Below are 15,765 nucleotides of genomic sequence, written 5' to 3' on the forward strand. Positions count from 1 at the left end.
TGGACGCACACGTCAAAAGCAGGTTGTTGGGTGGGTTTTGAAGTCTGTTGCCCGATAAGAACAGGCAACGCTGAAGCTTTGGGGAAGGGAGAGAAGGTTGATAGCGAGTCTTCGGCGACAGGGATGTCGCCGCTGAGCCCCCAGGGATGGGTTTACGGCGTCTTTGCGTTCAACCTTCTCTCCCTGAGCTTGCCACAAGTTTCCACAGACGACTTGCTATCTCCCTGCGACAAACTCAGCTGAACCTACCGCCAGAACATCCAGACGACATGCCTATCCAAACACGAATCAGAACAGCGAAACGCGGAAGCCTGGGTTGAGGAAGGATTCACGCGGCGTGTAGTCGAGTGTTTTGCCCTTCCAGTCATGCACGTAAGCACCGGCAGCGATGGCGACCGCGTGACCTGCGCCGGTGTCCCAGATATTGGTTGGTCCGAAGCGTGGATAAAGCTGCGCTTTGCCTTCTGCCACCAGGCAGAACTTCAGCGAGGAGCCGATGGCCGTGGTCTGGTGCTCACCCAACTGGCTTAAATAGTCTTCCAGCTCGGTGTCTGAGTGGGAGCGGCTGACGACCACCAGAGGCGGATGCGCTTCACGCACCTGAATCTGCTCGTGATGACCGCCCTCGTCTTTCCATGCCTTACCGTCTGCTGCGGAATACATTACCTGCAGCACCGGCGCGTACACCACACCCAGCACCGGCTTGCCGTTTTCGATTAGCGCGATGTTGACGGTAAACTCGCCGTTGCGCTTAATGAATTCCTTGGTGCCGTCCAGCGGATCCACCAGCCAGTAACGCTGCCAGTGCTGACGCTCCTCCCAACCTGCCGGATCTTCTTCCGACAGTATCGGGATTTCCGGGGAGAGGTCGGTCAGCCCCTGAACAATCACGTTATGAGCTGCAATATCCGCCGCCGTCACCGGCGAATCATCGGACTTGTGAGCCACATCCATCGGTGCCTGTCCGTCATACACCTTCATGATTGCATCGCCTGCTTCCCTGGCCAGCTGGCAAATTTTGTCTAACATTTTCCACCTCTTGATTAGCATCTTGATGCCGGACTCTGCCGGCAGGTGTTACGTATCAGGCCGCCTTTTTTACAGCTAAAAACCTCTACTGATCATAGCAGCTGAATTTTAGCCGCCTGTCGCGCTGCGGGCCAGGCCCGCTGATTTCGACAGATTAGGTAAAAAGTTGACCTTATTTATCAACAGCATAATTCATTTTCTCTCGCGGAACCCCCTGTTTATCCCGCCAGGGTCATAAGAGGTAAATATTTGTGGCAGATCACAGTTATGTGAGACACAACGTAACAGTTTCATAAAAATTTGAGATGTTAGGGAGTGATGGCATCGAAATTTACGGAGAAATGATGATTAAGCCTGTTTATACCCTCGCAGCATTGCTGGTTGCGACCTCACTGCATGCGGCCACGGTGGATTTTCGCCTGCTGGAAACCACCGATCTGCACAGCAATATGATGGACTTTGACTATTACAAAGACACGCCCACGGAGAAATTTGGCCTGGTGCGAACCGCTACGCTGATTGACGCCGCGCGCAAAGAAGTGACCAACAGCGTGCTGGTCGACAACGGCGATATTATTCAGGGAAGTCCGCTTGGCGATTATATGGCGGCCAAAGGCCTGCAGCAGGGTGAAGTGCATCCGGTGTATAAAGCGATGAATACCCTCGATTATACCGTCGGCAACCTTGGCAACCACGAATTCAACTATGGCCTGGACTACCTGCATAAAGCGATTAGCGGCGCGCGGTTCCCGTATATCAACGCCAACATCATTGATGTCAAAACCGGCAAGCCGCTGTTCACCCCTTATTTGATTAAGGAGGTCGAGGTCACGGACCGTGACGGGAAAAAACATACGCTGAAGGTCGGCTATATCGGTTTTGTGCCGCCGCAAATTATGGTCTGGGACAAAACCAATCTGACCGGCAAAGTCACGGTGAATGACATTACCGAAACCGCCCGCAAGTGGGTGCCGGAAATGCGCAAAGCCGGTGCCGATCTGGTCGTCGCGATTCCGCACTCCGGGCTGTCTGGCGATCCGTATAAGGCGATGGCCGAAAACTCCGTCTATTACCTCAGCCAGGTGCCGGGGATTGATGCAATCCTGTTTGGTCATGCGCATGCGGTGTTCCCGAGCGCCGACTTTGCCAGCATTAAAGGCGCTGACATCAAACAGGGGACGCTGAACGGCATTCCGGCCGTCATGCCCGGCATGTGGGGCGATCACCTCGGTGTGGTCGATCTGGTGCTGGATAATCAGCAGGGGCACTGGCAGGTCAGCAGCGCGAAGGCCGAAGCGCGCCCGATTTACGACAAGACAGCGAAAAAATCGCTGGCGGCGGAAGATCAGGCCTTGCTGAAGGTGATGAAGCACGATCATGATGCCACCCGCGAGTTTGTCAGCAAGCCCATCGGCAAGTCGGCGGATGTGATGTACAGCTATCTGTCACTGGTGCAGGACGATCCGACCGTACAGATTGTGAATAACGCCCAGCGCGACTACGTGCAGCGCTATATTCAGGGCGATCCGGATCTGGCTAACCTGCCAGTACTGACGGCAGCCGCGCCGTTCAAGGCCGGTGGACGCAAGAACGATCCCGCCAGTTATGTCGAAGTGGAAAAAGGACAGCTGACCTTCCGTAATGCGGCCGACCTGTATCTCTATCCCAATACGCTGGTCGTGATGAAAGTCAGTGGTAAAGAGGTTAAAGAGTGGCTGGAGTGCTCCGCTGGCCAGTTCAATCAGATTGATATCCACAGCAGCAAGCCGCAGTCGCTGATTAACTGGGATTTCCGTACCTACAACTTTGATGTAATTGATGGCGTTAATTACCGCATTGATGTCACCCAACCGGCGAAATACGACGCCGAGTGTCAGCCGCTCAATGCCAATGCCTCACGTATCAAAGATCTGACCTACAACGGCAAAGCCATCGATCCACAGGCGACGTTCCTGGTGGCCACCAATAACTACCGCGCGTATGGCGGTAAGTTCGCCGGAACCGGTGAAAGTCATATTGCCTTTGCCTCGCCGGATGAGAACCGCTCGGTAGTGGCGGCGTATATCAGCGCGCAGACCAAAGCACAGGGAGAAGTGAAACCGCAGGCGGATAATAACTGGAAGCTGGCGCACATTGAGGGTGCCACGCCGCTGGATATTCGCTTTGAAACCTCACCAGGTGAGAAAGCCGCTCAGTTTATTCGCGAGCACGCGCAGTATCCGTTACAGCAAAAAGGGACTGATGAGGTGGGATTTGCCGTTTATCAGCTAGATTTGCAGAAATAATGATGAGAGGGCCAGGCGTCCCTGGCCCGAAATCTTACAGGATTTCTAACAACTCAACTTCAAACACCAGGGTGCTGAATGGCGGGATAGAGGCACCCGCACCACGCTCACCGTAAGCCAGCTCATGAGGGATCACCAGCTCCCACTTGGAGCCAACTGGCATCAGCGTCAGCGCTTCAATCCAGCCTGGGATAACACCGCTAACCGGGAACTCAGCCGGCTCGCCACGCTGTACAGAGCTGTCGAACACGCTGCCGTCGATCAGTTTACCGGTGTAATGCACGCGTACGCGATCCTGACGGGATGGGATAGCACCCTCGCCCTGCGCAATCACGCTGAACTGTAAACCAGACTCGGTGCTGCTCACGCCTTCACGCTTGATATTGTCTTGCAGGAATTTCTGACCTTCTACTGCCATTTCCTGCTGGCGCTCACGACGCACGGCATCAGCACGCTCATGAACTTCACGCAGCGCACGGTGAACAACGTCAACAGGTACAGCAGGGGCGTTCCCTTCCAGCGCATCGCGCAGGCCTGCCAGCAATGCTTCTGGCTGCAGACCCTGCAGTCCAGATTCCAGCAGCTGCTGGCCAACCTGTAAACCGATACCGTAACTTGCTTGCGCTTCTACGCTGTCAAAAGAAGGGGTAGTCATGGAATTTCCTTTCATCATTGATAAAAACAGAAGACGAAGCATAACAGCGCAGGCAACGGGCGTAAAATGGCATCTTCTTCAGGTGACTTTTGCTGGCTAAAAGGAAACAATACGCGGATCCCACGGGCGGAATAAACTCCGCACGCACAATGCGTTATCAGCTATATTTTAGTCGAGGTCAAAATGGGCCATCTTGCCCGCAGGCGAAGGAAAAGCCAGTCGCTTTCTCTAAACGGGTGGTTTCACCGGATAGCAAAAAGCTCACTATTTGCGCGTGGTTCGCGCCAGGAGGATGACGCAATGCCCAAAGCGTCTTCAGCATCACGAGTACCCCACGTCTTCCGCCAGATCTGGCACCTGCCGGATTCCGTCCGCTGGATGGACCCGCTGCCGCCGGGCCATCGTCGGGGGATCATTCTCGCTATCATTGTGATATTACTGGCGTTCCTCTGGCCAGCGCCCTCGCCTGTGCAGCCGCAAAGGCCCATCACGGCTGACTCGTCGTCCGGAACAGAGGTGCCGATGCAGGCGGAGATTAACGACCAGCAGCCGGAAACGCCTCAGGCGCCGGCGAAAACCAGCAATGATTCTCAGGGCACCTGGCACAGCTATCAAATCGCATCCGGCCAGACGCTGGCGCAGCTGTTCCGCGACAATAATTTAGCCGTGAATGATGTGTTCGCGATGGCGCGGGTGGAAGGCGACGATAAGCCGCTGAGTAATCTGAAAACCGGTCAGGCAGTGCGTGTGCGTCAGAATGCGCAGGGCGTGGTGAATGGATTAACGGTAGATACGGATAACGGGCAGATTTTGTTTACCCGCCAGCCAGACGGATCCTTTATTCGCGCGCAATAAAGCCCGATCGAAAAAAACAAAAACGCCGGCACGTGGCCGGCGTTTTTATGCGGTAGCGTTAGCGATTAAGCTGCTGAAACCACGTTTACAATCAGTTTTGCCAGCACATCGCTGTGAACCTGGAACTCAACTTCATGCTCACCGGTAGTACGCAGAACGCCGTTCGCCAGGCGAACTTCGCTCTTGTTCACTTCAACGCCAGCTGCAGTAACTGCATCAGCGATGTCGCGAGCACCGATGGAACCGAACAGTTTACCTTCGTCGCCTGCTTTAGACGCGATGGTAACGTTGCCCAGTGCGTTGATTTTCTCAGCACGTGCATTAGATGCAGCCAGAACGTCAGCTTGTTTAGCTTCCAGTTCTGCACGACGTGTTTCGAAGAACTCAACGTTTTTCTTGGTAGCAGGAACAGCTTTGCCCTGTGGTACCAGGAAGTTACGAGCGTAGCCCGCTTTAACGTTAACCTGGTCACCCAGGTTACCGAGGTTTGCTACTTTATCAAGCAGAATAACTTGCATTACCTTATCCTCTTAAAGTCGTTAATAGACAGCGGCCGATATTACTGATGACGATCAGTGTATGGCAGCAGGGACAAGTAGCGAGCGCGCTTGATGCAGCGGGCCAGCTGACGCTGGTATTTTGCACGAGTACCGGTAATACGGCTCGGGACAATTTTACCACTTTCGGTAACGTAGTTTTTCAGCGTAGCGATATCTTTGTAATCAATCTCTACAACGCCTTCCGCGGTGAAACGGCAGAACTTGCGACGACGGAAATAACGTGCCATTAGGCTAGTCTCCAGAATCTATCAATTCAATCTGCTCGGCATGCAACACCGTCTTATTCAGTCCATTACGCCCTTGATGGCTGCTAATGAAACCTGAAACGGTGAGAGGCGTGCCGACCGTTATACTTTGAGTAATGTGCTGATGCGCTTTGCCGCTAATAATGACGGGCATACGACACCAGGCTTGCCGGGTAAAACCGGCTTCCACCTGCTCGGAACGGTGCTCAAGCACGAACTGGCAATGTGGAATACCTGACGGGCTCACTTTACGCGTCGGTGTCTTGCACACGGTGCCAGACAACGTCAGCCGATTAGCCGTCACGGTAAATTACTCTTCAGAATCCCCAGCATCTGCATCATCAGAGGTTTCGTTAGCAAAATCTTCGCGACGATCACGACGCTCATCTTTCGCTTTAACCATCGGAGATGCTTCAGTTACCGCGTGCTTAACGCGCATAACCATGCTGCGGATAACGGCGTCGTTGAAGCGGAAGTTAGTTTCCAGCTCATCGATCACTTCCTGCGGAGCTTCTACGTTCAGCAGAACGTAATGTGCTTTGTGCAGTTTGTTGATCGGGTAAGCCAGCTGACGACGGCCCCAGTCTTCCAGACGGTGAATCGTGCCTTCTGCACCAGTGATAGCACCAGTGTAACGCTCGATCATGCCAGGAACCTGTTCGCTCTGGTCAGGGTGTACCATAAATACGATTTCGTAATGACGCATCGAATTTGCTCCTTACGGATTATTCAGCCTCCTGTCAGGGTCAGCCGCGGCCCATGGAAGCAAGGAACGTGTATGTTTGAGCGGCTGAAAAAATTGACGCGTAATCATACTGGCGGGGCCGGAAAAACTCAAGGTAATGTCGGGGCGGGGAGTAAATAATTTGTCAATTTCGCGGCCAGGCACAGGGGCATTCTGTGCTAACTGAATAAGATCATCAGCTTAACCGAAAAGTCGTTCAAAAAAGTTGATCTAAAACAGCAAGAATTACTAATACCTTTTAAGTCGCGGTGGGCTAAACTATACAGGTTGCTTATGACACGACCCTGACGTCCGCGTCAGACGGTATTACCAGATTGTGGAGTTATTATGAAAACCATCGCAATCGCCTCCTTACTAGGTCTCTTCCTTTCCACATCCGCCTTTGCCATTTCGACCGGCACCGAGCAGCAGGTGAAAAGCTACACCAGCAATGCGGCGAACAGTTATGTCTATATTAACCGGATACCTTCTCCGTTAGACAAAACATCGCATAAAGCCCCAACTACCGCAGCAGAGCGACTGTCCAAACAGTTGTAGCGGCGAAGGGTCCCGGGCTTCCCCGGGGACTTGCCTTATAAATGATGCTTAAAAAACGCCGCTATCGCTGTCAGTGCTGGCGGAGTGATGCGATGCCCGATGCCGCTTTCGACGATATACGTCAGATTCGCATCGAGCTTCGCTTCGCGCATCGCTTTTTCTAACCTGACGCTCTCTGCGGCAGGCACCACCTCATCCGCTTCGCCATGCCAGACCAGCAACGGTCGGTTAGCCAGTTTTTCCAGCTGCCCGCTGACGTCATACTCCGCTAACGGCGCCAGTCGGTCTGCCAGTTCCTTTTTCTGCTCAGCGGTTTTGGCCACCAGCGGCGGGAACAGCGTGTGCGACAACGACATAAAGTAGCCCGATCCCATCATACAGGCGACGCAGGCAATCTGGTCGTAACGGGCCATCGATCCCAGCGCGGTCATGCCGCCCATCGAGGCGCCAGCCACCGCAAACCGGCCCTCTTCTACCAGATGCTGCTCGCGTAATGCCGCCTCAATCCGTGGCACCTCATCAATATTGCTTTTCAGGATCTCCCAAAAACGGGTCAGCCGGAATTCCGTGTCGCCGTTATATCGCGCGCCGTGCATATCGGCATCCGGCATCACCACCCGGAAACCGGCCTGAGCCAGCTCAACGGCAAAATAGGCGTACACCTCTTTGGAAGAGGTGAAGCCATGCCAGAACAAAATGGTCGGTAAGGGCGTGTGGCGTTTACCGGCTGGCGTGGCGTGCAAACAGTCGATGCCGGCAAAAGATTCGGTAGCAATCTCAATCATTAAGCCTCCATGGAAAACAGGGTGGACTGACAGGGCGCCAGCGGATTGCGATGGAATTTGAGTTTATTATCTAAACCGTTAGCCTGCTCACAAAATTAAAAACTAAATGTTTCAGGTCTGTTGCCGTTAACCGATGCAAGCCCCTTAAACCTTCAACAGGCCTCCCATGAAAAAACTCTCATTCAGGCGCTGGAGCCTTGGCGTCAAGCTCTCGGTGATCACCTCATTCAGTGTCGCCATATTGTTCCTGATCCTGACGCTGGCGCTGACCCATAATGCGGCAAAACAGCTGCAGGCGTTGACCCAGGAAAATATGGATAACCAGGTCAGCGGCATTGGCGATATGGCGTCGATGTTTGACAGTACGCTTAGCGAAGAAGTCGCCAATTATACCGCGCTGTTCCAGAGCTTCTTACCGAAGCGTTTTTCCGTGGACGACAGCCAGCAAATCACCATTGGCGCGGAACAGACCCCCACGTTACGCGCCGGGCTGAAAACCCTTAACCTCGATCAGGTGCTGGTTGATGACTTCCAGCAGCGTACCGGCGCCATCTCCACCATTTTTGTGCGCATGGGCGACGACTTTATGCGTATTTCCACGTCTCTGCGCAAGCAGGACGGCGAACGGGCGATTGGCACCCGCCTGGATCACACCAGCCCGGCCTGGAAACTGATGCAGAAAGGAGAAATTTATCAGGGCGTGAGCATGCTGTTCGGCAAGCGCTATATCACCCAGTATCAGCCGGTCAAAGACAGCGAAGGCAAGGTTATTGCCATCCTGTTTGTCGGCGTGGACATCACCAAGCAGTATGCCGAAATTCGCCAGAAGGTGCTCGCCAAGAAACTGGGCGAAACCGGCCATTTTGTGGTGCTGGACAATGCGGCCGGTAAAAATCACGGCAACTTCGTGTTCCACCCAACGGAGGAAGGCAAGCAGCCACGTTGGTCAGACGCGGTTCAGCAGCAGCTGTTGAGGCAGGACAAGGGCATGCTGGAAGCGGAAGGCGAAGATGGCAGCCGCCAGATCATGACCTGGCGCCATCTGCCGGAGTGGAACTGGGTGATCCTCGGCGAAGTGAACAAGGCCAGCCTGCTGGCGCCGATTGACCAGACCCGCGATCTGTTCCTGCTGATCGGTGCTGCACTGGTGCTGCTGTTTGCCCTCGGCTTCGTCATCACTACCCGCCACTGGCTGAGCAAGCCGCTGCAGGAAGTGATCGAACTGGCACGTCATTACTCGGCAGGCAACCTGCAGGCGACGCTGACCACCCAACGCCATGATGAAGTCGGTCAGCTGATCCTGGCCATCAATGGCATTGGCGACGGGCTGGAGCGGATTGTTTCGCAGGTCCGCGCAGCCGCAGAAGAGATCAGCAGCGGGACGGATGCCATTGCGCTGAGCAGTGAGAACATCAGCGAGCAGATCTCCCGCCAGGCCAGCAGCGTGGAAGAAACCTCTGCCAGCATGGAGCAGTTAAGTGCGACCGTGGCGCAGAACGCCGCTAACGTCTCTGAGGCGCTGACGCTGGTAGATGAAGCCTCTGCGGTGGTGCAAAACGGCGGCGAGACCGTATCGCGCTCCGTGGTCACTATGACGGATATTAAAAGCGCCTCGCAGAGCATTGCCGACATCACCCACGTGATTGAATCGATTGCCTTCCAGACCAATATCCTGGCGCTGAACGCGGCGGTGGAAGCGGCACGGGCGGGTGAGCATGGCAAAGGTTTTGCGGTGGTGGCGGCCGAAGTGCGTGCGCTGGCACAACGCAGTGCGCATGCGGCGAAAGAGATCGACGGACTGATTGAAAACTCGCTAAGCAAAGTGGTTCAGGGGCACGATCTTTCCGAGCAGACGCGCAAGGCGATGGAGGATATCGTGGGTCGCATTGGTCAGGTGAAGGTGCTGATGAGTGAGATTAATATCGCCTCGAAAGAGCAGTCCGCCGGAATTGGTCAGGTCAACATTGCCATGAACCAGATCGGTCAGGCGACGCACCAGAACACCGAGCTGGTGTCGACCTCTGAACAGACCGCCCACGAACTGAGCCGCAAAGGGCACCATCTGACTCAGCTGGTGAGTGTATTTACGCTGAAAGGCTAATAATCACGGTGGGATAGCTTACACTATGAGCTATCCCACTGCTGAGATCGCACTATGAGCCGGTTACTGACAATCCTTTTGGTTTTGCTGACCGTTGGCTGTAGCCAGTTACAAACCCAACCTAAACCGCCACCCCCGCCCACTTCACACGCGCAGGAAGTCACGCGCTCGCAAAGCCTTAATCTGCGAAAGATCGGCACCATCAGCGTCAATGAGCGCGGTTCCCCGGATGATGCGCAACGCGCGATTGCCGCGAAGGCCAATGCAGCGGGGGCAACCTATTACTATATCCAGCTGGTCAGTGAGACGATAATGCCTGGGCTCTGGTACTCCAGCGCGATCCTTTATGGCCCTTCAGCCGCCGCTGGCGCGCAATAACAGCCGTTCCGCCACCGTTTCGGGCAGCCGGGAAAACCCTCTGCGATCCAGCATCTGGCGGCACCAGGCATCCGCCAGTGCAGGTTCCAGCTGGGTCATCACCTGTACACCGCAGGCCAGCGCGAATAAGCCTTCAGTCAGGTTACGTGCCTGCGCTTCCTGCGGTTTGCCGGCAGCAAGCTTGATCTGACGCCATAAGCTGTCGAAGTGGCGGTTCTGCCCTTTCACCGCGTCGAATTCTGCTGACAGCATCTCCCGGACACCAGGCTGTTTGCTCAGCACCCTGAGCACATCAAGGCACATCACGTTTCCCGATCCTTCCCAGATGCTGTTCACCGGCATTTCACGGTAGATGCGCGGTAGCTCGCTCTCTTCGCAATAGCCAATACCGCCGAGCACTTCCATCGACTCGGCCACAAAGCCGATGCCGCGTTTGCAGACGACATATTTGGCGGCGGGCGTAAAAAGCCGGCTGAAAAGTTTCTCCGACGCCGTGGCTTGATGGGACCAGGCCCGCGCCAGCCGCATCAGCATCGCCGTTTGTCCTTCCAGCACCAGCGCCTGGGAAGCTAACAGCTGCCGCATAAGCGGTTGATCAACGAGGTTTTTCCCCAACACCTGACGATGATGCGCGTGATACAGCGCGACCGAGAAGGCGCGGCGCATCATGGCGTGGCTGCCTAACGCGCAGTCAAAACGGGTATAGCCGCCCATTTTCAGGATCTGCCTGATGCCTTCGCCCTCTTCACCAATCAACCAGCCGCTGGCGGCCAAAAATTCCACTTCACTGCTGGCATTGGAGCGATTGCCGAGCTTTTCTTTCAGCCGTTCGATATGCACCGCATTTTTCTCGCCACCCGGTAGCAGTCGCGGCAGGAAAAAGCAGGATAGCCCGCCTTTTGCCTGCGCCAGAATCAGATGCGCGTCGCTTTGCGGCACCGAGAAAAACCATTTATGGCCGGTGAGTCGATAGCATTCTCCACTCCCGCGTGAGGCGACGGGCTCAGCGCGCGTGGTATTGCTGAGCACATCGGTGCCGCCCTGTTTTTCGGTCATTCCCATGCCGATCAGCAGCCCTCTTTTCAGCGGCGCCTCTTTGATGTGCGCATCATAACGATCGGACAGTAAGGGCGGCAGCCAGTCGGCAAAGGCCGCTGGCAGGTGTTTCTGTAATACCGGAATGGCACCGAAGGTCATGGTAACCGGACAGAGGCTGCCCGATTCGACCTGGGCGTGCAGCATAAAGCGCGCCGCACGGGCAACGAAAGCCGTCTCCGGGGCGTTATCCAGCCAGGGAAGGTTATGCACGCGATTGGCCGTCAACCCCTGCATCAGCAGATGCCAGGCCGGGTGGAAGCGCACATCATCCAGCCGTTCGCCGCAGGGATCGTAACGCAGCAGTTCGGGCGGAGAGCTGTTGGCCAGCCGGCCCAGTTCCAGTGATTCGGCACTGCCCAACTGCTGCCCCACCGAAGCCAAAAGATCGCCATCCCAACCCGCGCCTTCACGAAGCACGGCATCACGCAGAGGGGAGTCAGAAAGAAACAGGTTGCTGTTCGCCAGAGGGAGAGGTTGATTAAAAACGGTATGCGTTTTCCAGTTCATCGCGGCATCCTTATCATTAGCACTCATTCAGTATGAGAGACAGACAGGAACTGGGGGGATAAAGAAGGGAAATTCGGGGCGCAGGTCACGCCCCGGAGAGATTACTTACTGCTGCGCTGACGCACCGCTTCGAACAGGCAAACGCCGGTTGCCACAGAAACGTTCAGCGACGACACGCTGCCAGACATCGGAATGCTGATCAGCTCATCGCAGTGCTCGCGGGTCAGGCGACGCATGCCCTCACCTTCTGCACCCATCACCAGCGCCATCGGGCCGGTCATTTTGCTCTGGTACAGATTGTGATCGGCTTCACCGGCGGTACCGACAATCCACACGTTAGCATCCTGCAGAACGCGCATGGTGCGGGCCAGGTTCGTCACGGTGATCAGCGGTACATGCTCTGCCGCACCGCTTGCCACTTTTTTGGCAGTGGCATTCAGCTGCGCTGAACGATCGCGCGGAACAATCACCGCGTGAACGCCCGCCGCATCGGCGCTGCGCAGGCAGGCACCGAGGTTATGCGGATCGGTAATGCCATCAAGGATCAGCAGGAACGGCGAGTCCAGGCTTTCCAGCAGATCGGGCAGGTCGCTTTCCTGATACTGACGGCCAGGCTTCACCCGCGCCACGATCCCCTGATGCACGCCGCCTTCAACCTGGCTGTCCAGCCACTGGCGATTAGCGATCTGCACCACAATACCCTGGGCTTCCAGCTCTTTAACCAGCGGCTGCAGGCGCTTGTCATCACGCCCTTTGAGGATAAACACTTCCTGAAAGCGCTGAGGACTGCTGTCGAGCAGCGCCTTTACGGCGTGAATACCAAATACAATTTCACTCATTAATCTGTTACTCAATTAATCTTGTTAGGCCATGACTGCGATGCCGGATAATCGCTTATGCCGGATTGTCAGTCTTTTTCTTCGCCGCACGACGTGACCGGGTTCCGGACGCGATTTTACGCGTTTTGTCTGACGGTTTTCTCGGCTTTTTGTCTTTTTTGGCACCCGCATCGGCTGTAGCCGCGGTTTCCTGGCTCTTCGGCGCACGGAAAGAAGCGTCCGGCTCAAAGGTGCCTTTTTTGCCCTGGTCGCGACGGCGCTTACCGCTATTCTGCGACGCAGGTTTCTTGGCGCGATCGCGCTCGGTTTTGCCTTCGCCACGCGGTTTACGGCTGCTGGAGATCATCGCGAAATCAATTTTCCGCTCATCCATGTGTACCGCTTCAACCCGCACTTCGACGGTATCGCCAAGGCGATAGGCTTTGCCGCCGGATTCGCCAATCAGACGCTGACCCACCGCATCGAAACGGTAGTAATCGTTGTCGAGGGTGGAGACATGCACCAGGCCATCGATAAACAGATCGGTCAGGCGGACAAAGAAGCCGAAGCCGGTGACGCTGGAGATCACACCGGTAAAGGTTTCGCCCACCTGATCCTGCATAAAGTCGCATTTCAGCCAGTCAGCAACATCACGCGTGGCTTCATCGGCACGACGTTCCGTCATTGAGCAGTGCTGGCCCAGTTGCAGCATCTGCGGCATTTCGTAGTGGTAGCCGCCGGTTGGCGTGGTGATACTGCCTTCCGCCAGCGTACCGTTCTCTTTCGCCAGCAGGTACTTAATCGCACGGTGCAGCAGCAGATCCGGGTAACGACGGATAGGTGACGTGAAGTGCGCATACGACGCCAGAGCCAGACCAAAGTGGCCACGGTTTTCCGGGTCGTAAACCGCCTGCTTCATCGAGCGCAGCAGCATGGTTTGCAGCATTTCTGCATCCGGACGGCTGGAGAGTTGCTTAAGCAGCTCGGCGTAATCCAGTGGATGCGGTTTGTTGCCGCCGCCAAGCGTCAGGCCCAGCTCGTTCAGCACCGAGCGGAAGCTCTTGATGTTCTCTTCACCAGGACGGTCATGGTCACGGAACAGGGCTGGCTCGTTGTTTTTCTCAACGTAGCGGGCAGACGCGATGTTCGCGAGGATCATGCACTCTTCAATCAGCTTGTGCGCATCGTTGCGGGAAACCTGCTCAACGCGTTCAATGCGGCGATCGGCATTGAAGACAAATTTGGCTTCGTCAGTTTCGAAGGAGATACCGCCACGCTGTTCGCGCGACTTCTCCAGTACCAGATACATGCGGTGCAGCTCTTCCAGGTCTTTGACCAGCGGCTGGTATTGTTCACGCAGCTCCTGGTTGCCCTGCAGAATGCTCCACACTTTGTTATAGGTCAGACGCGCCCACGAGTTCATTACCGCTTCGTAGTGCTTATAGCCCGTCAGCTTACCGGTTGAGGAGATGGTCATCTCACAGACCATACACAGACGGTCTACCTGCGGGTTCAGAGAACACAGGCCGTTAGAGAGCACTTCCGGCAGCATCGGTACAACCTGCGAAGGGAAGTAGACCGATGTCCCGCGGTTAACCGCTTCGTCATCCAGCGGCGTACCAGGGCGAACGTAATAGCTCACATCGGCAATCGCCACCCACAGACGCCAGCCGCCGCCACGTTTTCTTTCACAGAAAACGGCGTCATCGAAGTCACGCGCATCTTCACCATCAATGGTGACCAGCGGCAGATCGCGCAGATCCACACGTCCGGCTTTGGCTTCTTCCGGCACTTCTTCTTTCAGCTTCGAAATCTGCTGTTCCAGCTCCGGTGACCAGGAGTGAGGAATGTCATGAGTACGCAGCGCCATTTCCACGGCCATGCCGGTGCCCATGTTATCGCCCAGCACTTCGACCACTTTACCCACGGCTTTGCTGCGGCGGGTTGGACGCTGAACCAGCTCCACGACCACCACAAAGCCCATGCGGGCACCCATCAGATCTTCTGGTGGGATCAGGATATCGAAGCTCAGACGGCTGTCATCAGGCACCACAAAGCCGACGCCGGCTTCGGTGAAGTAGCGACCGACGATCTGGTTGTTACGTGGCTCAAGCACCCGGACGACACGGGCTTCGCGGCGACCTTTACGGTCTGCGCCCATCGCCTGCGCCAGGATGATGTCGCCGTGCATGCACATTTTCATCTGATCGGCAGACAGGTACAGGTCGTCTTTGCTGCCTTCAATACGCAGGAAGCCGAAGCCATCGCGGTGGCCGATCACCTTTCCGCGCAGCAGGTCCAGGCGTTCTGGCAGGGCATAGCACTGGCGACGGGTGAAGACCAGCTGGCCATCACGTTCCATCGCCCGCAGACGGCGGCGCAGCGCTTCGGTCTGCTCTTCGTCTGAAATTGACAGTTCGGCTGCCAGCTCTTCACGGCTGGCCGGTTTTTCGCGTTTATCCAGATGGGCTAAAATAAACTCGCGACTTGGAATGGGATTGTCATATTTTTCTGCTTCCCGTTCCTTAAATGGATCTTTTGACATAGCGGTTCCTCCGTTGTCATCAACTGCTGAGTGAAGGTTGTTCAACCAGCAATAATTTGTAGAGCGGATGGTTGTCTTCCAGCAGATCTGCCAGGGTATAGCCATCCAAAACGGCCAGAAAACTCTGGACCGCATCATAGAGCGCCTTCTTAAGGCGACAGGCCGGACTAATGAGACAGGGTTGGCAATTCACCAACTGTAGCGGCTCCATTTCCCGAACGACCTGGCCAATCACAATCTCTGACGCTGGCTTGCCTAAACGGATCCCGCCGTTCTTTCCGCGCACCGCGGCGACGTAACCTGCCCGACTAAGTTGATTGATGATTTTGACCATATGATTACGCGAGACACCGTAAGCCTCTGTTACTTCGGTAATGCTGGCCATCTGGCCTGCCGGTAAGGCGGCCAGGTAGATCAGCGCACGTAAACCATAATCGGTGAAACTTGTTAGCTGCACAGTAACCTCGAAAGCTCGACCGACTGCCAGAAGCGCTGCCGTAATCCGCTCATAAATGAGTGTGTTATCAATGATGATAAACCAGCCTGCGTATTCGAGGCCATTTTATTTAAGCAAGCGTTGATAAAGAGAAAACAAGGTGGGAAGCGCAGGCGGATAGAGTAA

General features: G+C 55.5%; 16 protein-coding genes. 5 read left to right on the top strand and 11 right to left on the bottom strand.

Translation table 11 applies throughout. From position 1 onward, the window contains the following. Positions 1-288: 288 nt before the first annotated feature. Positions 289-1,029, bottom strand: coding sequence for a 3'(2'),5'-bisphosphate nucleotidase CysQ (gene cysQ / locus AC0IXH_RS15260; RefSeq protein WP_013200506.1), 741 nt, complete (start codon positions 1,027-1,029; stop codon positions 289-291). A 344-nt stretch (positions 1,030-1,373) separates the two neighbouring features. Here cysQ and AC0IXH_RS15265 point away from each other — a divergent pair, with 344 nt between their 5' ends. Beyond that, entirely contained in the window at positions 1,374-3,314 is a 1,941-nt protein-coding gene (locus AC0IXH_RS15265) for a bifunctional 2',3'-cyclic-nucleotide 2'-phosphodiesterase/3'-nucleotidase (protein ID WP_471720664.1), read from the top strand. A gap of 34 nt (positions 3,315-3,348) precedes the next feature. Here the strand turns inward: AC0IXH_RS15265 and fklB are convergent, their stop codons facing one another. Then, positions 3,349-3,969 carry an FKBP-type peptidyl-prolyl cis-trans isomerase gene (gene fklB / locus AC0IXH_RS15270; protein ID WP_013200504.1) on the bottom strand — a complete coding sequence of 207 codons (621 nt, stop codon included), beginning with the start codon at positions 3,967-3,969 and terminating at the stop codon, positions 3,349-3,351. A gap of 300 nt (positions 3,970-4,269) precedes the next feature. Between fklB and AC0IXH_RS15275 the strand changes: the two genes are divergently transcribed. Continuing rightward, positions 4,270-4,824, top strand: a complete 555-nt coding sequence (locus tag AC0IXH_RS15275; protein WP_013200503.1) for a LysM-like peptidoglycan-binding domain-containing protein — start codon at positions 4,270-4,272, stop codon at positions 4,822-4,824. Positions 4,825-4,889: 65 nt separating this feature from the next. Here the strand turns inward: AC0IXH_RS15275 and rplI are convergent, their stop codons facing one another. Genes rplI through rpsF form a run of 4 tightly spaced genes read right to left on the bottom strand, consistent with a single transcriptional unit; the run spans position 4,890 to position 6,335 of the window. Beyond that, positions 4,890-5,342: a 50S ribosomal protein L9 gene (gene rplI, locus AC0IXH_RS15280; protein WP_013200502.1), complete on the bottom strand. Its 453-nt coding sequence runs from the start codon at positions 5,340-5,342 to the stop codon at positions 4,890-4,892. A gap of 41 nt (positions 5,343-5,383) precedes the next feature. Beyond that, positions 5,384-5,611: a 30S ribosomal protein S18 gene (rpsR, locus tag AC0IXH_RS15285; RefSeq protein ID WP_004392491.1), complete on the bottom strand. Its 228-nt coding sequence runs from the start codon at positions 5,609-5,611 to the stop codon at positions 5,384-5,386. A gap of 4 nt (positions 5,612-5,615) precedes the next feature. Next, positions 5,616-5,933, bottom strand: a complete 318-nt coding sequence (gene priB, locus AC0IXH_RS15290) for a primosomal replication protein N (RefSeq protein ID WP_071822094.1) — start codon at positions 5,931-5,933, stop codon at positions 5,616-5,618. A gap of 6 nt (positions 5,934-5,939) precedes the next feature. Next, the gene (gene rpsF / locus AC0IXH_RS15295) at positions 5,940-6,335 is read right to left on the bottom strand and encodes a 30S ribosomal protein S6 (RefSeq protein WP_013200501.1); all 396 of its coding nucleotides are present in this window, start codon (positions 6,333-6,335) and stop codon (positions 5,940-5,942) included. Between the two features lie 366 nt (positions 6,336-6,701). On the opposite strand from rpsF, the gene AC0IXH_RS15300 reads away from it, so the two are divergent. After that, the gene (locus AC0IXH_RS15300; protein ID WP_041691874.1) at positions 6,702-6,911 is read left to right on the top strand and encodes a hypothetical protein; all 210 of its coding nucleotides are present in this window, start codon (positions 6,702-6,704) and stop codon (positions 6,909-6,911) included. Positions 6,912-6,946: 35 nt separating this feature from the next. Here AC0IXH_RS15300 and yjfP read toward each other — a convergent pair whose 3' ends face one another. After that, positions 6,947-7,696, bottom strand: a complete 750-nt coding sequence (gene yjfP, locus AC0IXH_RS15305) for an esterase (RefSeq protein WP_346566874.1) — start codon at positions 7,694-7,696, stop codon at positions 6,947-6,949. A 166-nt stretch (positions 7,697-7,862) separates the two neighbouring features. On the opposite strand from yjfP, the gene AC0IXH_RS15310 reads away from it, so the two are divergent. Together AC0IXH_RS15310 and bsmA are read left to right on the top strand one after the other, a co-directional pair. Continuing rightward, the gene (locus AC0IXH_RS15310; protein WP_471720665.1) at positions 7,863-9,797 is read left to right on the top strand and encodes a methyl-accepting chemotaxis protein; all 1,935 of its coding nucleotides are present in this window, start codon (positions 7,863-7,865) and stop codon (positions 9,795-9,797) included. 54 nt (positions 9,798-9,851) lie between these two features. Beyond that, complete coding sequence (gene bsmA, locus AC0IXH_RS15315; protein ID WP_471720666.1) at positions 9,852-10,175, top strand: biofilm peroxide resistance protein BsmA; 324 nt, start codon at positions 9,852-9,854, stop codon at positions 10,173-10,175. On the opposite strand, the gene AC0IXH_RS15320 is transcribed toward bsmA, so the two are convergent. From AC0IXH_RS15320 to nsrR, 4 genes are all read right to left on the bottom strand, one after another. Next, positions 10,152-11,780, bottom strand: coding sequence for an isovaleryl-CoA dehydrogenase (locus tag AC0IXH_RS15320; protein ID WP_471720667.1), 1,629 nt, complete (start codon positions 11,778-11,780; stop codon positions 10,152-10,154). The two genes, bsmA and AC0IXH_RS15320, sit on opposite strands and share 24 nt — an antisense overlap. A 101-nt stretch (positions 11,781-11,881) precedes the next feature. Continuing rightward, entirely contained in the window at positions 11,882-12,619 is a 738-nt protein-coding gene (rlmB, locus tag AC0IXH_RS15325) for a 23S rRNA (guanosine(2251)-2'-O)-methyltransferase RlmB (RefSeq protein ID WP_013200497.1), read from the bottom strand. A gap of 55 nt (positions 12,620-12,674) precedes the next feature. After that, the gene (gene rnr, locus AC0IXH_RS15330; protein ID WP_013200496.1) at positions 12,675-15,143 is read right to left on the bottom strand and encodes a ribonuclease R; all 2,469 of its coding nucleotides are present in this window, start codon (positions 15,141-15,143) and stop codon (positions 12,675-12,677) included. Between the two features lie 19 nt (positions 15,144-15,162). Continuing rightward, a complete protein-coding gene (gene nsrR, locus AC0IXH_RS15335) occupies positions 15,163-15,600 on the bottom strand; it encodes a nitric oxide-sensing transcriptional repressor NsrR (RefSeq protein ID WP_013200495.1) in 438 nt (145 codons plus the stop codon). Between the last annotated feature and the right edge of the window lie 165 nt (positions 15,601-15,765).

The sequence above is a fragment of the Erwinia sp. AC075 genome (assembly GCF_979253995.1).